Origin of the sequence: Enterobacter cloacae complex sp. 397G4, from assembly GCF_050031515.1 — a bacterium.
GTDB classification, from domain to species: Bacteria; Pseudomonadota; Gammaproteobacteria; order Enterobacterales; family Enterobacteriaceae; genus Enterobacter; species Enterobacter hormaechei_C.
In genome coordinates this window covers 1,403,330-1,426,268 of the sequence record NZ_JBLGWE010000001.1, presented here as the reverse complement: position 1 = coordinate 1,426,268, position 22,939 = coordinate 1,403,330, and the positions used below count along the sequence as shown (strand labels likewise).

General features: G+C 53.8%; 19 protein-coding genes and 7 tRNA genes. 19 read left to right on the top strand and 7 right to left on the bottom strand.

Annotated elements, in window-relative coordinates:
- Window positions 1–14: 14 nt before the first annotated feature.
- Together pgm and seqA are read right to left on the bottom strand one after the other, a co-directional pair.
- Window positions 15–1,655: a phosphoglucomutase (alpha-D-glucose-1,6-bisphosphate-dependent) gene (pgm, locus tag ACQG1Y_RS06785; RefSeq protein ID WP_015571122.1), complete on the bottom strand. Its 1,641-nt coding sequence runs from the start codon at window positions 1,653–1,655 to the stop codon at window positions 15–17.
- A gap of 24 nt (window positions 1,656–1,679) precedes the next feature.
- Window positions 1,680–2,225 carry a replication initiation negative regulator SeqA gene (gene seqA, locus ACQG1Y_RS06780; protein ID WP_003858650.1) on the bottom strand — a complete coding sequence of 182 codons (546 nt, stop codon included), beginning with the start codon at window positions 2,223–2,225 and terminating at the stop codon, window positions 1,680–1,682.
- Between the two features lie 183 nt (window positions 2,226–2,408).
- Between seqA and ybfF the strand changes: the two genes are divergently transcribed.
- The 4 genes from ybfF to fur all read left to right on the top strand — a co-directional run bounded on the left by ybfF (window position 2,409) and on the right by fur (window position 5,022).
- The gene (ybfF, locus tag ACQG1Y_RS06775; protein ID WP_426736702.1) at window positions 2,409–3,182 is read left to right on the top strand and encodes an esterase; all 774 of its coding nucleotides are present in this window, start codon (window positions 2,409–2,411) and stop codon (window positions 3,180–3,182) included.
- A gap of 128 nt (window positions 3,183–3,310) precedes the next feature.
- Window positions 3,311–3,598 carry a LexA regulated protein gene (gene ybfE / locus ACQG1Y_RS06770; protein WP_003858652.1) on the top strand — a complete coding sequence of 96 codons (288 nt, stop codon included), beginning with the start codon at window positions 3,311–3,313 and terminating at the stop codon, window positions 3,596–3,598.
- A 155-nt stretch (window positions 3,599–3,753) separates the two neighbouring features.
- On the top strand, window positions 3,754–4,284 hold the full coding sequence (gene fldA, locus ACQG1Y_RS06765; RefSeq protein ID WP_003858653.1) for a flavodoxin FldA: 531 nt from the start codon (window positions 3,754–3,756) through the stop codon (window positions 4,282–4,284).
- Between the two features lie 291 nt (window positions 4,285–4,575).
- On the top strand, window positions 4,576–5,022 hold the full coding sequence (gene fur, locus ACQG1Y_RS06760; protein ID WP_010428651.1) for a ferric iron uptake transcriptional regulator: 447 nt from the start codon (window positions 4,576–4,578) through the stop codon (window positions 5,020–5,022).
- Between the two features lie 142 nt (window positions 5,023–5,164).
- Here the strand turns inward: fur and chiQ are convergent, their stop codons facing one another.
- The 4 genes from chiQ to nagE all read right to left on the bottom strand — a co-directional run bounded on the left by chiQ (window position 5,165) and on the right by nagE (window position 11,169).
- Complete coding sequence (chiQ, locus tag ACQG1Y_RS06755; RefSeq protein WP_032102682.1) at window positions 5,165–5,491, bottom strand: ChiQ/YbfN family lipoprotein; 327 nt, start codon at window positions 5,489–5,491, stop codon at window positions 5,165–5,167.
- 47 nt (window positions 5,492–5,538) lie between these two features.
- Window positions 5,539–6,936: a chitoporin ChiP gene (gene chiP, locus ACQG1Y_RS06750; protein WP_426736701.1), complete on the bottom strand. Its 1,398-nt coding sequence runs from the start codon at window positions 6,934–6,936 to the stop codon at window positions 5,539–5,541.
- A 446-nt stretch (window positions 6,937–7,382) separates the two neighbouring features.
- Window positions 7,383–9,050, bottom strand: a complete 1,668-nt coding sequence (gene glnS / locus ACQG1Y_RS06745; RefSeq protein ID WP_015571127.1) for a glutamine--tRNA ligase — start codon at window positions 9,048–9,050, stop codon at window positions 7,383–7,385.
- Between the two features lie 169 nt (window positions 9,051–9,219).
- Window positions 9,220–11,169, bottom strand: a complete 1,950-nt coding sequence (nagE, locus tag ACQG1Y_RS06740) for a PTS N-acetyl glucosamine transporter subunit IIABC (protein WP_017382457.1) — start codon at window positions 11,167–11,169, stop codon at window positions 9,220–9,222.
- 325 nt (window positions 11,170–11,494) lie between these two features.
- Between nagE and nagB the strand changes: the two genes are divergently transcribed.
- From nagB to ACQG1Y_RS06680, 12 genes are all read left to right on the top strand, one after another.
- Window positions 11,495–12,295 carry a glucosamine-6-phosphate deaminase gene (gene nagB / locus ACQG1Y_RS06735; RefSeq protein ID WP_003858663.1) on the top strand — a complete coding sequence of 267 codons (801 nt, stop codon included), beginning with the start codon at window positions 11,495–11,497 and terminating at the stop codon, window positions 12,293–12,295.
- A gap of 56 nt (window positions 12,296–12,351) precedes the next feature.
- Entirely contained in the window at window positions 12,352–13,500 is a 1,149-nt protein-coding gene (gene nagA, locus ACQG1Y_RS06730) for an N-acetylglucosamine-6-phosphate deacetylase (protein WP_045328931.1), read from the top strand.
- A gap of 8 nt (window positions 13,501–13,508) precedes the next feature.
- A complete protein-coding gene (gene nagC / locus ACQG1Y_RS06725; RefSeq protein ID WP_017694286.1) occupies window positions 13,509–14,729 on the top strand; it encodes a DNA-binding transcriptional regulator NagC in 1,221 nt (406 codons plus the stop codon).
- A 45-nt stretch (window positions 14,730–14,774) separates the two neighbouring features.
- Window positions 14,775–15,527 (top strand): ribonucleotide monophosphatase NagD, encoded by a 753-nt coding sequence (nagD, locus tag ACQG1Y_RS06720; RefSeq protein WP_003858667.1) that lies wholly within the window; start codon window positions 14,775–14,777, stop codon window positions 15,525–15,527.
- A gap of 250 nt (window positions 15,528–15,777) precedes the next feature.
- Window positions 15,778–17,442 carry an asparagine synthase B gene (asnB, locus tag ACQG1Y_RS06715; RefSeq protein ID WP_015571128.1) on the top strand — a complete coding sequence of 555 codons (1,665 nt, stop codon included), beginning with the start codon at window positions 15,778–15,780 and terminating at the stop codon, window positions 17,440–17,442.
- Between the two features lie 225 nt (window positions 17,443–17,667).
- Window positions 17,668–17,744 (top strand) — tRNA-Met (locus ACQG1Y_RS06710).
- Between the two features lie 8 nt (window positions 17,745–17,752).
- A tRNA-Leu gene (locus tag ACQG1Y_RS06705) sits at window positions 17,753–17,837 on the top strand.
- Window positions 17,838–17,860: 23 nt separating this feature from the next.
- Window positions 17,861–17,935: transfer RNA gene (locus ACQG1Y_RS06700), tRNA-Gln, on the top strand.
- A gap of 32 nt (window positions 17,936–17,967) precedes the next feature.
- Window positions 17,968–18,042: transfer RNA gene (locus ACQG1Y_RS06695), tRNA-Gln, on the top strand.
- Window positions 18,043–18,059: 17 nt separating this feature from the next.
- Window positions 18,060–18,136: transfer RNA gene (locus ACQG1Y_RS06690), tRNA-Met, on the top strand.
- Window positions 18,137–18,177: 41 nt separating this feature from the next.
- Window positions 18,178–18,252 (top strand) — tRNA-Gln (locus tag ACQG1Y_RS06685).
- 34 nt (window positions 18,253–18,286) lie between these two features.
- Window positions 18,287–18,361 (top strand) — tRNA-Gln (locus ACQG1Y_RS06680).
- A 96-nt stretch (window positions 18,362–18,457) separates the two neighbouring features.
- Here the strand turns inward: ACQG1Y_RS06680 and ubiF are convergent.
- A complete protein-coding gene (gene ubiF, locus ACQG1Y_RS06675; protein WP_368740707.1) occupies window positions 18,458–19,633 on the bottom strand; it encodes a 3-demethoxyubiquinol 3-hydroxylase in 1,176 nt (391 codons plus the stop codon).
- Between the two features lie 135 nt (window positions 19,634–19,768).
- Here ubiF and miaB point away from each other — a divergent pair, with 135 nt between their 5' ends.
- The 3 genes from miaB to ybeY all read left to right on the top strand — a co-directional run bounded on the left by miaB (window position 19,769) and on the right by ybeY (window position 22,867).
- Window positions 19,769–21,193 carry a tRNA (N6-isopentenyl adenosine(37)-C2)-methylthiotransferase MiaB gene (miaB, locus tag ACQG1Y_RS06670; protein WP_017382461.1) on the top strand — a complete coding sequence of 475 codons (1,425 nt, stop codon included), beginning with the start codon at window positions 19,769–19,771 and terminating at the stop codon, window positions 21,191–21,193.
- A 163-nt stretch (window positions 21,194–21,356) separates the two neighbouring features.
- Window positions 21,357–22,403, top strand: a complete 1,047-nt coding sequence (locus tag ACQG1Y_RS06665; protein WP_003858674.1) for a PhoH family protein — start codon at window positions 21,357–21,359, stop codon at window positions 22,401–22,403.
- Window positions 22,400–22,867 carry an rRNA maturation RNase YbeY gene (ybeY, locus tag ACQG1Y_RS06660; protein WP_017694310.1) on the top strand — a complete coding sequence of 156 codons (468 nt, stop codon included), beginning with the start codon at window positions 22,400–22,402 and terminating at the stop codon, window positions 22,865–22,867. The genes ACQG1Y_RS06665 and ybeY overlap by 4 nt, the downstream gene beginning before the upstream one ends.
- The last annotated feature ends 72 nt before the right edge of the window (window positions 22,868–22,939 follow it).

Genomic DNA, 22,939 nt, shown 5'->3' with positions numbered 1-22,939 from the left:
GCACCAAACACCACTTACGCGTTTTTCAGCACTTCGCTGACAATCTCTACCGCTTCTTTCTCAATCTGCTGACGATGCTCAGCGCCGAGGAAGCTTTCACAATAGATTTTGTACGCATCTTCCGTACCGGATGGACGCGCGGCGAACCAGCCGTTTTCGGTCATCACTTTCAGGCCGCCGATCGATGCGCCGTTACCCGGCGCCGCCGTCAGACGCGCGGTGATCGGGTCACCAGCCAGGGTACTGGCACTGACCATCTCCGGAGAGAGTTTTGACAGAGCTGCTTTTTGCGCAGACGTGGCGCCAGCCTGAATACGGTTATAGCTTGGCGCACCAAAACGTTCCGCCAGCTCGTTGTAATGTTCCTGCGGGTTCTTACCGGTGACCGCGGTGATTTCCGCCGCCAGCAGGCACATGATGATGCCGTCTTTATCGGTTGACCATGGGGTGCCGTCGAAGCGCAGGAAGGATGCCCCCGCGCTCTCTTCACCGCCAAAGCCGAAGCTGCCGTCGTGCAGACCGTCAACAAACCACTTGAAGCCCACCGGCACTTCCACCAGCTTGCGACCCAGCGCATCGACCACACGGTCAATCATAGCGGAAGAGACCAGCGTTTTACCCACCGCGACCTCTTTGCCCCACTGCGGACGGTGCTGGAAGAGATAATTGATTGCAACAGCCAGGTAGTGGTTCGGGTTCATCAGCCCTGCCGGGGTGACGATACCGTGGCGGTCGTAGTCCGGGTCGTTGGCAAACGCCAGATCGAACTTGTCGCGCAGCGCCAGCAGGCCAGCCATTGCGCATTCGGAGGAGCAGTCCATACGGATCGCGCCGTCTTTGTCCAGGTGCATAAAGCGGAAGGTCTGATCGACGTGATCGTTCACGATGGTCAGATCCAGCTTGTAGTGCTCGGCAATGCGTTTCCAGTATTCAATACCGGAGCCGCCCAGTGGATCCACGCCCAGCTTCAGACCGGCTTTCTGGATAGCGGCCATATCGACGATATCCGCCAGCCCTTCCACGAACGGCTGCACCAGATCCTGCTCTTTCACGTGGCCGGAGGCCATGGCTTCATCCAGCGAGATGCGTTTCACACCGTTCAGACCGTTAGCCAGTAACGCGTTGGCACGATCTTCCACCACTTTTGTGACGTTGGTATCCGCCGGGCCACCGTTAGGTGGGTTGTACTTGATGCCGCCATCTTCCGGTGGGTTGTGGGACGGGGTGATCACAATGCCGTCAGCCTGCGCGCCACCTTTTTTGTTGTGTACCAGAATAGCGTTAGAAACCGCTGGCGTTGGCGTAAAACCGTTGTTCTCCTGAACAATCACGTCTACGCCGTTCGCCGCCAGCACTTCCAGCACGGAAATAAAAGCAGGTTCAGACAGGGCGTGGGTATCTTTCCCTACATAGCACGGACCGGTGACGCCATTTTTGGCGCGCTCTTCCGCGATGGCCTGAGCAATGGCCAGAATGTGCGGTTCGTTAAAGCTGTGGCGCGCCGCACTACCGCGGTGGCCAGATGTACCAAACTTCACTGCGTGTTCTGCGTTGCCCACCACCGGCTTCAGCACGTAGTACTGCGCGGTCAGTTGAGCGACGTTAATCAAATCGCTTTGTTGTGCAGGTTGTCCTGCACGGCTGTGATTTGCCATTGCCTGGTCCTTCTGATGCAAGGGTTAAATTGTACCGCAAACCTTTTCGATCAATTCCGCCGGGAACTGCATGGACTGCATGATATGTTCGATCATGCTGCACTTACGGCCCGTATTGGTGTTGGTGATCACCCAGTATGGTGTACCGGGAACGTGTTTGGGCTTGGTTTGGTTGCCATTTTGCAGCAGGGTCTGCTCGTCGCCTGCGAAGTAAACGCGCGTGCGACCGTGCAGCGACTCTGTCGCTTCTGCAAATGCGTTGTTATCCAGTGAGTAAAGTGTAGACAGCACCAGCATAAAGCGGTTAACCGCCTTTTTCTGCTCGGCATATTCATCGGACAGCAGCAACTCGCGCATCGCGCGCACTTTGTCTTTTGCCGGCATGACGGCAGGTTTTACTTGTGCAACAACGCTCGGCTGAGACACGACATCTTTAGTGACAGGAGTGGGCTGTGAGGCGGCGGAAATTTTAAGCATGCGCCGTAAAATGTCGGACGCGCTCTCCCCAATATGCCGCGTCTGGCTGGCAATATACTGATAGAGTTCGTCATCAACTTCGATTGTTTTCATCTTAATCCAGTGCGATATCTTATCTGAATACAAGTCGTTGAGATTATAAGGTCAAATCCCAACAGCGGATAGCGTCAAACCAGGTTGGCGGCAAAAGTCAGATTAAACTGGATCCTTGCCCCCGGGCGGCAGAATGGTCAACATGATACCCTAACCTGACAAACCTAAAAAAAGAACTTTGCCATGAAATTGAATACCCGAGCGCAAACTGCACAATCGCCGAACAATAATTCTCCCATCGTACTGGTTCACGGCCTATTTGGTAGACTGGATAATCTGGGTGTGCTGGCGCGCGATTTAGTGACCGATCACGCGATCCTCCAGGTTGATATGCGCAATCACGGTCTTTCTGGGCGCTCGGAGGAGATGACCTACGCAGCCATGGCGCAGGATCTGCGGGACACCCTCGATGCGAATAATATCCAGAAAGCGACGCTTATCGGGCATTCAATGGGCGGCAAAGCGGTGATGGCGCTCACTGCGCTGGCCCCTGAGCGAATTTCCGGGCTGGTGGTCATCGACGTTGCGCCCGTCAATTACGACGTTCGCCGTCACGATGAGATTTTTACCGCCATCAATGCGGTCACCGAAGCGGGTGTCGCAACCCGCCAGCAGGCGGCTGCCGTTATGCGTGAGCATCTTGATGAGGAAGGCGTAGTTCAGTTCCTGCTGAAATCGTTTGTTGACGGACAATGGCGCTTTAACGTCCCGGTATTGTGGGATCAGTATTCGCATATTGTGGGCTGGGAAACCGTCCCCGCCTGGCCGCACCCTACCCTTTTTATTCGCGGCGGCAACTCCCCTTACGTCACTGATGCGTATCGTGACACGCTGCTGGCGCAATTCCCGCAGGCTCGCGCTCACGTCATTGCCGGTGCCGGACACTGGGTACACGCGGAAAAACCGGATGCCGTCCTGCGCGCCATTCGCCGCTATCTTACTGATACAGCTAATTGATTAAAAAGCCAGCGACCGGAAGACGACGGGCTTCCAGTCGTTGGCGTGTGGATTTGGGTGATGTATGATGGCGCGCTTATCGCCCGGGCATTAGCAGGGCGGCGTGTTTCCCCCGAAGTCTCAGAATCATGGCCAAAGAACAAACGGACCGTACGACACTAGATCTGTTCGCGAATGAGCGTCGACCGGGACGACCGAAAACGAATCCGCTTTCGCGCGATGAACAGCTGCGTATCAATAAACGCAACCAGCTTAAACGCGATAAAAATCGTGGGCTTAAGCGTGTCGAACTGAAGCTGAATGCCGATGCCGTCGATGCGCTTAACGAGTTAGCTGACGCGCGCAACATCAGCCGCAGCGAACTGATCGAAGAGATGCTGATCGCCCAGCTTGAGACGTTACGCGGCAAGGCGTGAGTCAGAAAATCCCCAATATTACCTTTTTCATGTAGCACAGAGTGCAGTCCTGCGTGATAGCTGTTTCCGCAGGGTTGCCTGTTCTGCTATTATTGCCCTTATCCGTGGACAATTTGCGCCACCATACCATTAAGTTTCAAGAGGTTATTTTACTCATGGCAATCATCGGCATTTTCTTTGGCAGTGATACCGGCAATACTGAAAATATCGCAAAAAACATTCAAAAACAGCTCGGTAAAGACGTTGCTGATGTGCATGACATCGCCAAGAGCAGCAAAGAAGATCTCGAGGGCTATGACATCCTGCTGCTGGGCATCCCGACCTGGTACTACGGTGAAGCACAGTGTGACTGGGACGATTTCTTCCCGACGCTGGAAGAAGTAGACTTCAACGGCAAGCTGGTTGCCCTGTTTGGCTGTGGCGATCAGGAAGACTATGCTGAGTATTTCTGTGATGCGCTGGGCACTATTCGCGACATCATTGAGCCACGCGGTGCGGCGATCGTCGGTCACTGGCCAACGGCGGGTTACCATTTCGAAGCGTCCAAAGGTCTGGCAGATGACGATCACTTCGTTGGCCTGGCCATTGATGAAGACCGTCAGCCAGAGCTGACCGCTGAGCGTGTAGAAAAATGGGTTAAGCAGGTTCGTGAAGAGCTGAACCTGGACGATATCCTTAACGCCTGATATCCCTGCGGCGCAACTCCGGTTGCGCCCGTTTTCCAGGTAAAACCGATTAAATTAATTGCTACAAACTTTTAACTTTTTCGCCCAGACCTGTACAATATCCCCCTGGTAAAAAGTGGGTGCCATCGAACAAGTTTGTTGGTGATACCACGTTTTTATAAGCATACTTTGCTTGAGACTTGCAGTTTTCATTTAGCCATGGCAGTTCTATAATGAGACGCATTATCCCAAGTGCATTTTCTGTCACTTCTTCTTTTGAAGTGAATCGTTTAGCAACAGGACAGATTCCGCATGACTGACAACAATACCGCATTAAAGAAAGCTGGCCTGAAAGTAACGCTTCCTCGGTTAAAAATCCTTGAAGTGCTTCAGGGGCCAGACAATCACCATGTCAGTGCGGAAGACCTTTATAAGCGTCTTATCGATATGGGTGAAGAGATTGGGCTGGCAACCGTCTATCGTGTGCTGAACCAGTTTGATGACGCGGGCATTGTTACTCGTCATAATTTCGAAGGCGGTAAATCCGTGTTCGAGCTGACTCAGCAGCATCACCACGATCACCTGATCTGCCTCGACTGTGGCAAGGTCATTGAATTTAGCGATGATTCCATTGAATCACGCCAGCGTGAAATCGCCGCCCGTCATGGCATCCGCCTGACCAACCACAGCCTGTACCTGTACGGTCACTGCGCTGAAGGCGATTGCCGCGAAGACGACCACGCGCACGACGCGAAATAATATCGTGTTCATACTCTGAGCCAGCCGTAAGGTTGGCTTTTTTTTGCCTGAAAAAAGTCCGGTGGCGCTGCGCTTACCGGGCCTACGGGCTGTGACACCGTTGTAGGCCCGGTAAGCGCAGCGCCACCGGGCATAAAGCAACTTATTTATTGTTATTGCGAATCTCGTCCCAGATCTTATCGCAACGCTTCGCCACTTCCTGATCGTTACCGCTTTTCCGCGCCTGGATACAGGCCTGGTAATCCATCACGCGAACATTTTCCTGCGTCGCAAACTGCTCATGCGCTTTCTCTTTTTTCAGCACATTCAGCACGCTCTGGCAGGCTTCAATCTTCTCTGGCGATCCTTGTGCTGTATTGATGCAGGCGCTATACGCCTCCTTCAGACGGGAGTCTTCTTTCTGCGCCTGATCCTGCGCACACGCCACCAGCCCCGATGCCAGCAGCGCAACGATTACCATTTTTTTCATCATATGCAGTCTCCATGCAGGCGGGATTTCGCCCGCCTGCGTGTTCATCAGAAGATTGTGAATGGCGCAATCACCATGAATTTCACGTCACGTTCATCCTGGAAGATGTTGCCGTAACCGCCCGCGTAGCTCGGGATATCGGAGTGGTTGTCATACTGGGTGAAGTGCAGTTTGAACATCGTGCCTTTCGCACGGCCCTCCTGAAGGGTGTAAATCGCATCCAGGCTGTATGAAGACTCTTTCAGACGGTAGTTCGGATCGTAGTAGGCGTCTGGCGTAGCCATATCTGCTGGCTTCGCGTCCCAGGCGTACGCGTAGGACGCACCCACCGCCCAGCCAGGCAGGTTCCAGTTCTTCAGGTCATACATTGCGCCGAAGAAGACCGCCTTTTCGCCGTCGGCGTTAAAGTCAGAGCGGTTATCCCACCAGATATCCAGACGACCATTGGAAGAGGCGTAGGTTGGCGTCATACGTTGCAGGAAGTAGCCCTGCTGCCCTTCTGCCTTGACCCATGTTCCCTCCAGACGTAAATCAACCTGACCTACCTTGTAACCGAAGGTCAGCGCCTGTAACCACGCGGTGCCGTCATAGATATCATTTACGCTGCCATCACTGACTTTGTCGCGCGTACCGTAGAACTGATAGCTGGTGCTCAGCGGGCTACCCGCGATATCAAATTTGTAGCTGGCTTTAGCAAAGTACTGATCGATATAGCCTTCAGCCTGACTAAAAGCAGCTTCCAGCACCAGATCGTTTTTGAAGTCGTACTTCGCCCCCAGCGAGTGGAGATAATCAACTTTGGTTTTTTTATCGTTCTGATAGAACTTGTCCATCTCAATGTGCCACGGCGCTTTATACTCGTTGGTCCACATATAGGAGAAGCTCAACGCCCCCGCATCGCCGTAGTCAAAATTAGCACCGGCTTCCGCACCCTGATAGGTACCTGGCATAAAGCTCCAGTGCGGTGCTAACAGCGTCTGGCCGGTTGGCTGGATATAACCTCCACGCGCCCAGACCGGACCATATTTGAATTTTGCAGCCGCTTTATACAGGCTGATTCCGCTTTTATCGCCGGACCAGTCTTCGTCGTAGGCTTTATTGCTGGAGGAGAACGCAATTTCGTTCGGATGGCCGCTGTCGCCATTTTCGGCCATTTCAATTGCGGTGAACGCTGCAATATCGATCCCGAACATATCGGCGGCATATCCCGACTGGAAATCAAGGTTGGCGTTCCAGGTCGAGTGAGAAAGGTTGGTTTTGTATTTATCTTCAGTGACGTCTTTACGGTCACGCTCACGCTGCCAGTAATAAATACCGCCCGTGAGGGTGGAATCTTCGATGAAACCTGCTGCTTTTGCCTCTGGCGCAACCACCAGGCCCGACATTGCTGTCACACCGGCGATAGCCAGCGCCAGCGCACTACGTTTGCCACTGAACGTACGCATAGATTATTCCTCTTTGACGAATTAAAACGCCTTAAACGGCGAAAAACAGAAAAGACCAAGTGGTCAGGGGTAGTCAGAAATACCCTCGAATTAACTACCGTCTTTAGGTTATTTTTCGCGACGCGAATTATCAATGCTTTTATCAGGCAAAAGTCAGGATTATGACGAAGAGCACATATTTCGTAGTGCTTTGTAACATTTACCGGGAAGCAAGTACTGGCGGGGGAATACGCTAATTTTCAGTAAGTAACATTGATATTGTGAATATATTTTTCAGCGTTTCTGTTTTTTGGAAAACAACAAACTTTTTTAAATAAAATAAGTAGCACCACATTGACCTGGAATGTTGGCTTTAATTCATCATCCCGATGCTTAACGACATGATCGTTAAATAAAAAAACGCCGCATTACGCGGCGTTTGTTTCTCATTGACCATGCCAGCGTGATTATTCGCCGATCTTAGTCCAGGTATCACGCAGACCGACGGTACGGTTAAATACCGGTTTTTCCGCCGTGCTGTAACGGCTGTCCAGGCAGAAGTAACCCTCACGTTCAAACTGGAACGCTTTACCGGCTTCAGCGGCTTTCAGAGACGGCTCGGCATACCCCTGCTTGATAATCAGCGACTCAGGGTTGATAACCGCCAGGAAGTCCTCCGCAGCGCCTGGGTTAGGTACGCTGAACAGACGATCGTAGAGACGGATCTCAACCGGCAGCGCATGCTGCGCACTCACCCAGTGGATTACACCTTTTACTTTACGGCCATCCGCCGGATCTTTACTCAGCGTCTCTGCGTCGTACGTACAGAAGATGGTCGTGATGTTACCTTCCGCATCTTTCTCTACGCGCTCGGCTTTGATCACATAGGCGTTACGCAGACGCACTTCTTTGCCCAGCACCAGACGCTTGTACTGCTTGTTCGCTTCTTCACGGAAGTCGGCGCGATCGATCCAGATTTCACCGCTGAACGGCACGTCGCGGGTGCCCATTTCCGGTTTGTTAGGATGGTTAGGCATCGAGACCAGTTCGCTTCCACCCTGCGGATAGTTTTCGATGACCAGTTTCACTGGATCGATCACTGCCATCGCGCGCGGCGCGTTTTCGTTCAGGTCTTCGCGAATGCAGGATTCCAGAGACGCCATTTCGATGGTGTTGTCCTGCTTGGTAACGCCAATACGTTTGCAGAACTCACGAATAGACGCCGAGGTATAGCCACGACGACGCAGGCCAGAGATGGTGGGCATACGCGGGTCGTCCCAGCCTTCAACGTGCTTGTCGGTGACCAGCAGGTTCAGCTTACGCTTGGACATCACGGTGTATTCCAGGTTCAGACGAGAGAACTCGTACTGACGCGGATGCACAGGAATGGTGATGTTATCCAGCACCCAGTCGTACAGACGACGGTTGTCCTGGAATTCCAGCGTGCACAGAGAGTGCGTAATGCCTTCCAGCGCATCGCTGATGCAGTGGGTGAAGTCGTACATCGGGTAGATGCACCACTTGTTACCGGTCTGGTGGTGTTCAGCGAACTTAATGCGGTACAGCACCGGATCGCGCATCACGATGAACGGAGACGCCATATCGATTTTGGCACGCAGACACGCTTTACCTTCTTCGAAGCCACCGGCACGCATTTTTTCAAACAGCGCCAGGTTCTCTTCCACGCTACGATCGCGGAACGGGCTGTTTTTACCAGGCTGAGTCAGCGTACCGCGGTATTCACGGATTTCGTCAGCAGACAATTCGTCGACGTATGCCAGACCTTTGTTAATCAGTTCAACCGCATAGGCATACAGCTGATCGAAGTAGTCTGAGGAGTAGCAGATATCGCCAGACCAGTTGAAGCCCAGCCATTGCACGTCGTTTTTAATCGACTCAACGTATTCGATGTCTTCTTTTACTGGGTTGGTGTCATCGAAACGCAGGTTGCACTGCCCCTGGTAATCTTGCGCAATACCAAAGTTCAGGCAGATCGATTTGGCGTGACCAATGTGCAGGTAGCCATTTGGCTCCGGCGGGAAACGCGTGTGGACTGTGGTGTGCTTACCACTGGCCAGATCTTCATCGATGATCTGACGAATAAAGTTACTCGGGCGGGCTTCTGCCTCACTCATCGTGGATTCCTCAAAGCGTAAACAACGTATAACGGCATATGATCTTATAAGCCGGACGTAGTGACAACCCTTAAAACGTCCCGGAAGAAAATAATGGGGGCAATTGCTGCAAAAAAAAGCGGCGGAGGATATCCCCCGCCGCTAAAGGCATAACTCTACTCAGGAGCGATTACTTGCCTTTAATCTCATACAGTGGCGTCTGGCCTGCAACCACCTGACCCTGCGCCTGGATCACCAGACCGCTGAAGTCGTCGATGTTGCTGCACACGACCGGGCTTATCATGGAGCGCGCGTTGGCATTCAGGAAGTCCAGATCCATTTCCAGAATCGGCTGACCTGCCGCCACTTCAGCACCCTCTTCCACCAGACGAGTAAAGCCCTGACCGTTCAGCGCAACGGTATCGATACCCATATGAACAACGATCTCCGCGCCTTTTTCCGTTTCCAGGCAGAACGCGTGGTTGGTGTTGAAGATTTTCACGATAGTACCGGCAGCCGGAGAGACCACGGTTTTGTCCGTTGGTTTCACCGCCACGCCGTCACCGACCGCTTTGCTGGCGAACGCTTCGTCAGGCACCTGCTCAAGCGCAACAACGTCACCTGTCACCGGAGAAACCAGCGCAGCGATGGTCACCGCGTTTGGCACAGCCTGCGGTTTTGCAACCGGCGCGTCAGCCACTGGCGCGTTATCCGTTGAGGCGGCAGCGACCGGCCCACGGGCAACCACTTTTTTCATTTCATCGCCGATAGATTCGGCTTTCGCACCCACGATAACCTGGATGGTTTGTTTGTTCAGTTTCACCACACCAGACGCACCCAGGCGTTTGCACATTGCATCGCTCACGCGTGCGGAGTCACCTACGGTCAGACGCAGACGGGTAATACAGGCATCGATCGCTTTCAGGTTGTCGGTGCCACCCACAGCGGCAATGTAGTTGGTTGCCAGCTGGGTTAAACCCTCTTCGGTATTGCTGTTGGCTTCACTGGTCACAACATCATCTTTCGTATCTTCGCGGCCCGGCGTCTTCAGGTTAAACATACGAATAACCGCGCTGAACAGAACGAAGTAGATAACGAAGAAGATCAGGCCCATCACCATCAGGATCCAGACGTTGCTGCTTGCCGCCGGCAGGTTGTACATCAACACATAGTCGATGGCGCCTGCGGAGAAGGAGAAGCCAGCATGGATACCCAGAAGGGTGGCGACGAACAGGCTGATACCGGTCAGGATCGCGTGCATCAGATACAGCAGCGGAGCCAGGAACATGAACAGGAATTCCAGTGGCTCGGTCACGCCGGTCAGGAAGGCGGTGATCGCAACGGACAGCAGCATCCCGCCAACCATTGGGCGACGCGCTTTCGGCGCAGCCAGGTACATTGCCAGCGCCGCGCCAGGCAGACCAAACATCATGATTGGGAAGAAGCCAGACATGAACATGCCCGCGGTGCCGTCGCCTGCGTAGAAGCGGTTGATATCACCGTGGAATACCGCGCCGGCCGCGTTGGTGAACTCACCAATCTGGAACCAGGCGATGGTGTTCAGTACCTGATGCAGACCGGTTGGGATCAGCAGACGGTTAATGAAACCGAAGATGCCCGCGCCCATTGCGCCCGCAGACACGATCCACTCGCCACCCGCATGGATAGCATGCTGCACCGGTGGCCAAACGTAGCCAAAGATGGCGGCGAGGATCAGACAGAAAAAGCCCGTCGCAATCGGCACAAAACGTTTACCGCCGAAGAAGCTCAGGAAGTCAGGAAGTTTGATACCTGCCCAACGGTTGTACACGGCGCCACCCACCAGGCCGGTAATGATACCTGCCAGCACACCCATATTGATTTCAGGGTTGATGGTTACCATCGCTTTCGTGAGGATGAAGTAACCGACAGCCCCTGCCAGTGCCGCGGCACCAGCGCTGTCTTTTGACCAGCTTGACGCCACACCGATGGCGAAAATCAGCGCCAGGTTGTCAAAAATTGCACCGCCTGCCTGGGCAATAAACGGCACGTTAAGAAGATCGGGTTGCCCGAATCGCAGCAGCAACGCTGCAACCGGTAGCACGGCGATAGGGAGCTGCAAAGCCCTACCGAGGCGCTGGAAAAAACCTAAAATATTCATCCTATTCCCCCTACGAGACCCTTTGTTAAGACTCGCGCATAAACTATGTTTTTATTGTGTCACGAACGATAGATACAGTTGATGATTCACTGGCAGTGTGAGTGTGTGAAAAATTAATTCGTATCGCAAATTAAACACCTATTTTTTGTGATTATTGTCACCAAATATCGTATTAAACCCTCCCTTTCACTGGCTAAAGACGAAAACTTATTTTACCATTCAAAAAATCAAGACGGATTGATCCGGCCTGAAAGGTTCCAGGTTACGCTTAGTTCAGGTTGCACTAATCATCCGCCCACTTTTACTTAAACTTTAGAGGTGAATAATGAGACTGATTCCCCTGGCAACAGCTGAACAAGTCGGAAAATGGGCTGCTCGTCATATCGTTAACCGCATCAACGCGTTCAAACCAACAGCCGATCGTCCTTTCGTTCTCGGTCTTCCAACCGGTGGCACGCCCCTGACCGCGTATAAAGCTCTGGTTGAAATGCACAAAGCGGGCCAGGTTAGCTTTAAACACGTTGTGACCTTCAACATGGACGAATATGTCGGCCTGCCGAAGGAACATCCGGAAAGTTACCACAGCTTTATGCACCGTAATTTCTTCGATCACGTTGATATTCCGGCTGAAAACATTAACCTGCTGAATGGAAACGCGCCTGATATTGACGCAGAATGCCGTCAGTATGAAGAAAAAATCCGTTCCTACGGTAAAATCCACCTGTTTATGGGCGGCGTAGGCAACGATGGTCATATCGCGTTCAACGAACCGGCATCTTCACTAGCTTCCCGTACCCGTATTAAAACGCTGACCCATGATACGCGCGTGGCTAACTCCCGCTTCTTTGACGGCGACGTCAATCAGGTGCCTAAATACGCGCTGACCGTGGGCGTGGGCACGCTGCTGGATGCCGAAGAAGTGATGATTCTGGTGCTGGGCGCGGTGAAAGCGCAAGCGCTTCAGGCTGCCGTTGAAGGTAACGTGAACCATATGTGGACGATCAGCTGCTTACAGCTGCATCCAAAAGCGGTTGTCGTGTGTGACGAACCGTCCACCATGGAGCTGAAAGTGAAAACGCTGAAATACTTCAACGAGCTGGAAGCTGAGAACATCAAAGGTCTGTAATTGAATAACCGCCTCTTTATATCCGGGGCGGTCGCTTTTTTTAACCGGGGGTCGATATGTACGCTTTAACCCACGGTCGGATTTATACCGGCCATGAAATTCTGGATGACCATGCGATTGTAATCGCCAATGGCCTGATTGAACGTGTTTGCCCGCTGGCGGAACTGCCGCCGGAGATCGAACAGCGTTCCCTCAATGGAGCAGTAATCTCCCCCGGTTTCATCGACGTACAGCTTAACGGCTGCGGCGGTGTCCAGTTTAACGATACCGCAGAGGCGGTATCGGTTGAAACGCTGGAAATCATGCAAAAAGCCAACGAGAAATCGGGCTGCACCAGCTATCTGCCAACGCTGATCACCAGCAGCGATGACCTGATGAAACAGGGTATCCGCGTCATGCGCGAATACCTGGCAAAACATCCGAATCAGGCGCTGGGCCTGCACCTGGAAGGACCATGGCTGAATATGGTCAAGAAAGGCACCCATAACCCAAACTACGTGCGCAAACCGGATGCCGAGCTGGTGGATTACATGTGCGCCAATGCCGATGTGATCGCCAAAGTAACGCTGGCCCCGGAAATGACCGGCACGGACGTTATCAGCAAACTGGCCGCCGCCGGGATTGTGGTGTCTGCGGGCCATTCGAACGCGACGCTGAAAGAGGCGAAGGCCGGTTTCCGCGCAGGCATTACGTTTGCCACACACCTTTATAACGCGATGCCCTATATTACTGGCCGCGAACCGGGACTGGTTGGCGCCATTCTGGATGAACCAGACGTCTACTGCGGCATTATCGCCGACGGCTTGCATGTCGATTACACCAACATCCGCAACGCCAAGCGTCTGAAAGGCGACAAGCTCTGCCTGGTGACGGATGCTACCGCTCCGGCAGGAGCGAATATTGAGCAGTTCATTTTTGCTGGTAAAACAATATACTACCGGAATGGACTGTGTGTGGATGAGAACGGCACGCTGAGCGGTTCTTCTCTGACGATGATCGAAGGGGTACGTAACCTCGTTGAACATTGCGGCATCGCGCTTGAGGAAGTGCTGCGCATGGCCACGCTTTATCCGGCGCGCGCCATTGGCGTCGATAAACAGCTCGGCGGTATTGCGCCAGGTATGGTTGCAAACCTGACGGCGTTCACACACGATTATAAAATTATTAAGACCATCGTTAATGGTAACGAGGTCGTCACTGAGTAAGTAAAAGTATGACACCAGGCGGACAAGCTCAAATCGGTAATGTCGATCTCGTTAAACAACTTAACAGCGCGGCGGTTTATCGCCTGATTGACCAGCACGGGCCAATCTCACGCATTCAGATAGCCGAACAAAGCCAGCTTGCTCCCGCCAGCGTGACAAAAATTACACGTCAGCTTATTGAGCGCGGCCTGATCAAAGAAGTCGATCAGCAGGCCTCCACCGGGGGCCGCCGCGCGATTTCCATCGTCACGGAAACCCGCAATTTTCAGGCCATTGGCGTTCGCTTAGGACGTCATGACACCACGCTTACGCTCTACGATCTGAGCAGCAAGGCCATTGCCGAAGAACACTACCCCCTTCCTGAGCGCACGCAGGAGACGCTTGAACACGCGTTGCTGAATACCATTGCGCAGTTTATCGAAAGCTGTCAGCGCAAGATCCGTGAACTCATCGCCATCTCGGTGATTTTGCCCGGCCTGGTTGACCCGGAAAGCGGCGTTATTCGCTACATGCCGCATATTAAGGTAGAGAACTGGGGGCTGGTTGAGGCGCTGGAAAAGCGCTTCAAGCTGACCTGCTTTGTTGGTCACGATATTCGCTCGCTGGCGCTGGCGGAGCACTACTTTGGTGCGAGCCAGGACTGCGAAGACTCTATTCTGGTGCGCGTTCACCGTGGTACAGGTGCGGGCATCATCTCGAATGGCCGCATTTTTATTGGCCGTAACGGTAACGTAGGCGAGATTGGTCATATCCAGGTGGAACCGCTTGGCGAGCGCTGCCACTGCGGTAACTTTGGCTGTCTTGAAACCGTTGCCGCCAATGCCGCCATTGAACATCGCGTTCGCCATCTGCTGGAGCAGGGTTACCAGAGCCGCGTCACGCTGGACGATTGTAAGATCGGCGCCATCTGCAAAGCGGCAAACAAAGGCGATGCGCTGGCCTGCGAAGTGATCGAACAGGTAGGACGCCACCTGGGTAAGACCATCGCCATTGCCATCAACCTGTTTAATCCGCAGAAAGTGGTGATTGCCGGCGAGATCGTTGAAGCCGAAAAAGTGTTACTGCCCGCCATTGAAGGCTGCATCAATACCCAGGCGCTGAAGGCATTTCGCCAGAATTTGCCGGTGGTGCGATCTACGCTCGATCACCGCTCGGCAATTGGCGCATTCGCCCTGGTAAAACGTGCCATGCTCAACGGGATCCTGCTGCAACATTTGCTGGAATCCTGATCGGACCTTATAGTAACGCCTTCTTTTTTTGATGTCGGATTGTCCATGACCATTAAGAATGTAATTTGTGATATCGACGGCGTGCTGATGCACGACAACGTTGCCGTGCCGGGTGCTGCGGAGTTTCTTCACCGCATCATCGACAAAGGAATGCCACTGGTTCTTCTCACGAACTACCCTTCACAGACTGGTCAGGATCTGGCAAACCGCTTTGCTACCGCAGGCGTCAACGTCCCGGACAGCGTGTTCTATACCTCTGCGATGGCGACCGCGGATTTCCTGAAGCGTCAGGAAGGCAAAAAAGCCTATGTCGTTGGTGAAGGTGCGCTGATCCACGAGCTGTATAAAGCGGGCTTCACCATCACCGACGTGAACCCGGACTTTGTCATCGTGGGCGAAACGCGCTCCTTTAACTGGGAGATGATGCATAAGGCAGCCTACTTTGTCGCCAACGGTGCGCGTTTTATCGCCACCAACCCGGACACGCACGGTCGTGGTTTTTATCCCGCCTGCGGTGCGCTTTGCGCCGGTATCGAAAAAATCTCGGGTCGTAAGCCGTTTGTTGTCGGTAAACCGAGCCCGTGGATCATCCGCGCCGCACTGAATACGATGCAGGCACACTCAGAAGAAACCGTCATCGTGGGCGACAACCTGCGTACCGATATTCTGGCTGGCTTCCAGGCGGGGCTTGAAACCATCCTGGTGCTTTCTGGCGTTTCACAGCTTGATGACATTGATACGATGCCGTTCCGGCCAAGCTGGATTTACCCTTCTGTCGACGAAATCGACGTTATTTGATTCAGAACCACGCCTCAGGGCGTGGTTTTTCATTTCTGCTGTCTGAAAACATCACTTCATCTAAAGAAATCAGCCCTTCATTGAGAAATCATCAATAGAATTGCTTAAGACATACTCTTTTTTTAAGATTCGGCAATCGTCATTGCACTTTTTACGTTTTCATCGGTAAAACGCTTGCGCCCCCTCCCCCTTTTGCGGCATTTTCATAAGCAAGCAACATCACAACGCAACAGGGTTAACGGAGAAGGTTATGTGTTCTATTTTTGGCGTACTGGATATTAAAACTGACGCGGGCGAACTGCGTAAAAAAGCACTCGAATTGTCCCGCCTGATGCGCCATCGCGGTCCGGACTGGTCAGGCGTATACGCCAGCGATAAAGCGATTCTGGCTCACGAACGTCTCTCCATTGTTGATGTAAACGCTGGCGCACAGCCGCTGTATAACGAGAAAAAAACGCACGCGCTGGCTGTTAACGGTGAAATTTACAACCATCAGGCGCTGCGCGCCGAGTACGGCGATCGCTACGCGTTTCAGACCGGCTCAGACTGCGAAGTGATCCTGGCGCTGTATCAGGAGAAAGGCCCGGAGTTCCTCGACGATCTGCAAGGTATGTTCGCCTTCGCGCTGTACGACAGCGAAAAAGACGCTTACCTGATTGGCCGCGACCATATCGGTATTATCCCGCTGTACATGGGACACGATGAGCACGGCAACTTCTACGTTGCCTCAGAGATGAAAGCCCTGGTACCGGTGTGCCGCACCATCAAAGAGTTCCCGGCAGGTAGCTACCTGTGGAGTAAAGACGGCGAGATCCGCCCGTACTACCAGCGCGACTGGTTTGATTATGAGGCGGTGAAAGACAACGTGACGGACAAAGCCGAACTGCGTCAGGCCCTGGAAGAGTCAGTGAAAAGCCACCTGATGTCAGACGTACCTTACGGCGTACTGCTCTCCGGCGGTCTGGACTCCTCCGTGATCTCCGCGATCACCAAGAAATTCGCCGCACGTCGCGTGGAAGATCAGGAGCGCTCTGAAGCCTGGTGGCCGCAGCTGCACTCCTTTGCCGTGGGTCTGGAAGGGGCACCTGACCTGAAAGCCGCCCAGGAAGTGGCAAATCATCTCGGCACGGTGCACCATGAAATTCACTTCACCGTACAGGAAGGTCTGGATGCGATCCGCGATGTGATCTATCACATTGAAACCTATGATGTGACCACCATTCGCGCCTCCACACCGATGTATTTGATGTCGCGGAAGATCAAAGCGATGGGCATCAAGATGGTGCTCTCCGGCGAGGGTTCTGACGAAGTGTTTGGCGGTTACCTCTATTTCCACAAAGCGCCAAACGCCAAAGAGCTGCATGAAGAAACGGTGCGTAAGCTACAGGCGCTGCACATGTTTGACTGCGCGCGCGCCAACAAAGCGATGTCCGCCTGGGGTGTGGAAGCCCGCGTGCCGTTCCTCGATAAGAAATTCCTTGATGTGGCGATGCGCATCAACCCGCAGGACAAAATGTGCGGCAACGGCAAAATGGAGAAACATATCCTGCGTGAATGTTTTGAATCCTACCTGCCGGCAAGCGTGGCGTGGCGTCAGAAAGAGCAGTTCTCGGATGGCGTGGGTTACAGCTGGATCGACACCCTGAAAGAGGTGGCGGCGAAACAGGTTTCTGATCAACAACTGGAAACTGCGAGCTTCCGTTTCCCGTACAACACGCCAGCCTCGAAAGAAGCGTATTTGTACCGTGAGATCTTTGAGGAGCTGTTCCCGGTTCCAAGCGCAGCAGAGTGCGTACCGGGTGGCCCATCGGTCGCCTGCTCTTCTGCTAAAGCCATTGAATGGGATGAATCATTCAAAGCGATGAACGATCCGTCAGGACGCGCGGTGGGCGTTCACCAGTCTGCCTATAAATAATGTTCAGAGTATCATCAGGCCCTCCGGGGCCTGATTTTTTTGCCTCTCTTTTCTCCGCATAAAATCGATTAATAACCAATAATTGTCGAATATTCGGCCTCGCTGTTCGCAACCTAACCAAACAGTCACATTCCGGCTATTTTCATTGAAAAAGGTGTTGACGCTGCAAGGGTCTATACGCATAATGCGCCCCGCAACGCCGATAAGGTAACGCGAAAAAAAGATGGCTACGTAGCTCAGTTGGTTAGAGCACATCACTCATAATGATGGGGTCACAGGTTCGAATCCCGTCGTAGCCACCATCTTTTTTGCGGGAGTGGCGAAATTGGTAGACGCACCAGATTTAGGTTCTGGCGCCGCAAGGTGTGCGAGTTCAAGTCTCGCCTCCCGCACCATTCCCAGGTAAGCGTTGCACGGATGGGGTATCGCCAAGCGGTAAGGCACCGGTTTTTGATACCGGCATTCCCTGGTTCGAATCCAGGTACCCCAGCCATATTTCTTCGATTATGCGGTTCTCCGCAGTATTGGGGTATCGCCAAGCGGTAAGGCACCGGTTTTTGATACCGGCATTCCCTGGTTCGAATCCAGGTACCCCAGCCATCGAAGATTGCAGTACTGGCTACGTAGCTCAGTTGGTTAGAGCACATCACTCATAATGATGGGGTCACAGGTTCGAATCCCGTCGTAGCCACCATATTTATGTTATCGAATACGATTCGGTAAACTGAACATTGTTGGGGTATCGCCAAGCGGTAAGGCACCGGATTCTGATTCCGGCATTCCGAGGTTCGAATCCTCGTACCCCAGCCACTTTAAAGTCGTTAAGCAGTTTGTTTAACGCAATTGGGGTGTCGCCAAGCGGTAAGGCTCTGGTTTCTGATACCAGCATTCCGGGGTTCGAATCCCTGCACCCCAGCCACTTAAAACAAACAAGCCCGCTCTGCGGGCTTTTTTGTTTTTGTTGTTCAGAATAGTGCGGCCTGATGCCCTCTCCCACGGGGAGAGGGAATAAAGATCAGAGTCCGAGGGCATATTTCAGGGCCTGACGCTTCAGACCACCGGCGCGTTCCGCTGCCATCAATCCAATATTGCGCACTATACGCACCGGACCAACATCGTTGCTGAACCCGGCATAGAACAGATCCATCCCCGACTGCATAATGAAGTTATCCGCCATACGGCGCGTCTGGTAGCGCTTCAGTACCTGATGGCTGGCCCAGGCTTCCGCGTGGGCGCGAGCGTTACCCAGCACATCCAGTAACGCATCGACGTCACGGTATCCCAGATTCACCCCCTGCCCCGCCAGCGGATGAATGGTGTGCGCCGCGTCCCCCACCAGCACCAGTCCTTCAAGGGCATACTGCAACGCATGGCGTCGCATCAGCGGGAATGCGCCGGCGGCAACCGGGGTCACGTTGCCCAGACGGCTCGGGAAGTGCTGGCGGATTTCGCGCTGCAACTGATCCATGGACAGCCCCTGCAACTGTCGAATGCGCGCCGGTTTGTCGTACCACACCAGCGAAGCCCAGTTATCAAACAGCGGTAAGAATGCATGCGGGCCGTTCGGCGTAAAATGCTGCCAGGTGCTTTCGCCCGGCGCGTTTTCTGACTGCACGGTGATCAGCATGCAGGACTGCTGGTACTGCCAGGCATGGATCCCAATGCCTGCCATCTGCCTGACCTGCGAGTTCGCGCCATCCGCCCCCACCACCAGCTTCACGGCCAGCTCATCGTCGTTGTCCAGCGTCAGGAGATACCCGCCCTCATGACGATGCAGGCCTTTCAGCGAGTCCGGAACGCGCAGCGTCACCTTCGGGTGCGCCTCCAGCGCCTGCCAGAGTGCCTGCTGGAGCACGTTGTTTTCCACCATATAGCCCAGGCGCGGCAGTTTCAGCTCGGCGGCATCAAACGACACGTGAGCATTTTCCCACTCCCAGGTTTCAAGACGGCTGTATGGGTGCGCGCGCATCGCCAGCACCGCCTCCCAGACGCCCAGCCCGCGAAGCAGATCAACAGAGGCCGCGCTGATGGCGGAAATACGCACGTCCGGTTGGCTGGCAGGATCGAATGCCGGCGGAGCCGCCTGTTCAATAACGGTTACGTCAAATCCCTGCTGCGCCAGCCCCAGCGCCAGTGCGCCGCCGACCATACCGCCGCCAACAACGGCAACTTCGATGTTCAGGAGTGTCATGGTCACTATTCCTTATTGGAGAATACCTTAAGTTTACCGGATTTTTGCGGCCCTGAGGTTGACAACCTTCATACTGGTCACAACCGCACCAAAGCATTACAATACGCGGCTTGCAATCCTGAGCTGAGCAAGTCGATGACTAAAAAACTCCATATAAAAACGTGGGGCTGTCAGATGAACGAATACGATTCATCGAAGATGGCCGATCTGCTGGATACCACCCACGGATACCAGCTGACTGAAAATGCGAAAGAAGCCGATGTGCTGCTGCTGAACACCTGTTCAATTCGTGAAAAAGCACAGGAAAAAGTTTTTCATGTGTTAGGCCGCTGGAAGCTTCTCAAACGGAAAAATCCGGACCTGATTATTGGCGTGGGTGGCTGCGTCGCATCGCAGGAAGGTAAGCTGATCCGCCAGAGAGCCCCCTATGTGGATATCGTTTTTGGCCCTCAGACCCTGCACCGCCTGCCAGAGATGATTAATCAGGTTCGCGGCAGCCGTAGCCCGGTGGTTGACGTGAGCTTCCCGGAGATCGAGAAATTTGACCGTCTGCCTGAGCCGCGCGCTGATGGCCCGACCGCCTTCGTCTCCATCATGGAAGGCTGCAACAAATACTGTACTTACTGCGTGGTGCCTTACACCCGCGGTGAAGAAGTGAGCCGCCCGGCAGACGATATCCTGTTTGAAATCGCGCAGCTTGCCGCGCAGGGCGTTCGTGAAGTGAACCTGCTGGGTCAGAACGTGAACGCCTGGCGCGGGGAAAACTACGACGGTACCACCGGCAGCTTTGCTGAACTGCTGCGTCTGGTGGCGGCGATTGACGGCATCGACCGCATTCGCTTTACCACCAGCCATCCGATGGAATTTACCGACGACATAATTGACGTCTATCGCGATACGCCAGAGCTGGTGAGCTTCCTGCACCTGCCGATCCAGTGCGGTTCTGATCGCGTGCTGAACCTGATGGGTCGTCCACATACGGTGCTCGAGTATAAGTCCACCATCCGCAAGCTGCGTGAAGCGCGCCCGGATATCCAGATTAGCTCCGACTTTATCGTCGGCTTCCCTGGCGAAACCGCTGATGACTTTGAGCGCACCATGAAGCTCATCGGCGAGGTGAATTTCGACGTCAGCTACAGCTTTATCTTCTCTGCGCGCCCGGGCACCCCTGCGGCCGATATGGTTGACGATGTGCCGGAAGAAGAGAAAAAGCAGCGTCTGTATATTCTACAGGAGCGTATCAACCAGCAGGCCAACGCCTGGAGTCGTCGTATGCTCGGCACTGTCCAGCGTATTCTGGTGGAAGGCACCTCCCGTAAGAGCGTCATGGAACTGTCTGGTCGAACCGAAAATAACCGCGTGGTGAATTTTGAAGGCACCCCGGACATGATCGGTAAGTTTGTGGACGTCGAGATTGTCGAAGTACTCACGAACTCGCTGCGCGGGAAGGTGGTACGCACTGAGGACGAAATGGGTCTGCGTATTGCCGAGACGCCGGAATCCGTTATCTCTCGCACCCGCAAAGTCAACGATTCTGGCGTGGGTATTTACCAGCCTTGATCCTTCTGGCCTGCCTGTCCGGCAGGCCTTGTATTTCCTCTCATCGCCCCCAATATCTACCGCAACGCTTGCGCCTTTATTCTGTGGCGTGAATAATTTCGGTAATGACCGTTTTATTACGCCGTGTGGCCACAGGTCAGTTAACCAATTAAAGAGGAACAGTTTGAACATAGATACGCGTGAAATTAGCCTTGAGCCCGCAGACAACGCTCGCCTGCTGAGCCTGTGCGGGCCGTTTGATGACAACATCAAACAACTGGAGCGACGTCTGGGTATCGAAATCAATCGTCGCGATAACCATTTCAAACTCACCGGACGCCCAATCTGCGTCAACGCCGCGGCGGATATTCTCCGCAGCCTGTATGTTGATACCGCCCCGATGCGCGGTGAGATCCAGGATATTGAACCTGAACAGATCCACCTGGCCATTAAAGAGGCACGCGTGCTTGAGCAGAGCGCGGAGAGCGTGCCGGACTATGGCAAAGCCATCAACATCAAAACTAAACGCGGCGTGATTAAGCCTCGTACCCCGAACCAGGCGCAGTACATCGCCAACATTCTCGACCACGACATCACCTTCGGCGTGGGCCCGGCGGGTACGGGTAAAACCTATCTGGCGGTTGCCGCTGCGGTTGATGCGCTCGAGCGTCAGGAGATCCGCCGTATCCTGCTGACCCGCCCTGCTGTTGAAGCCGGTGAAAAACTGGGCTTCCTGCCGGGCGATTTGAGTCAGAAAGTAGATCCCTACCTGCGCCCGCTGTATGACGCGCTGTTCGAAATGCTCGGCTTCGAGAAAGTTGAAAAGCTCATCGAGCGTAACGTGATTGAAGTTGCTCCGCTGGCCTACATGCGTGGCCGTACGCTTAACGACGCGTTCATCATTCTGGATGAGAGCCAGAACACCACCATCGAACAGATGAAGATGTTCCTGACGCGTATTGGCTTTAACTCGAAAGCGGTTATCACCGGTGACGTCACCCAGATTGACCTGCCGCGTAACACCAAATCGGGTCTGCGTCACGCCATCGAAGTCCTGGCCGAGGTAGAGGAAATCAGCTTTAACTTCTTCCACAGTGAAGACGTGGTACGCCATCCGGTCGTCGCGCGTATCGTTAACGCTTATGAGGCCTGGGAAGAGGCAGATCAGAAGCGCAGGGCCGAGCTGGCCGCAGAACGTAAGCGCGAAGCGCAGGAGCATGAACAGAAATGAGTCAGGTGATCCTCGATTTACAGCTGGCCTGTGATGATAATTCCGGCATGCCAGAAGAGGCACAGTTTCAGAAATGGCTGGATGCCGTTATCCCCCAGTTTCAGGAAGAATCAGAGGTCACGATTCGCCTGGTGGATGAAGCAGAAAGCCATGAGCTCAACCTGACCTACCGCGGGAAAGATAAGCCGACCAACGTGCTCTCTTTCCCGTTCGAAGCCCCTCCGGGCATTGAGATGCCGCTGCTGGGCGATCTGATCATCTGCCGTCAGGTGGTTGAGCAGGAAGCCAAAGAGCAGCAAAAGCCGCTGGAAGCGCACTGGGCACACATGGTGGTGCACGGTAGCCTGCATCTTCTGGGTTACGACCATATTGAAGATGACGAAGCGGAAGAGATGGAATCCCTCGAGACAGAGATAATGCTTGCTCTGGGCTATGAGGATCCGTACATTGCCGAGAAAGAATAGTCAGTCACTGACTACCATGCCGCCGCGCAGGGACATAGCGCGGCGGTTAACATTGAACTAACAAGAGAACCC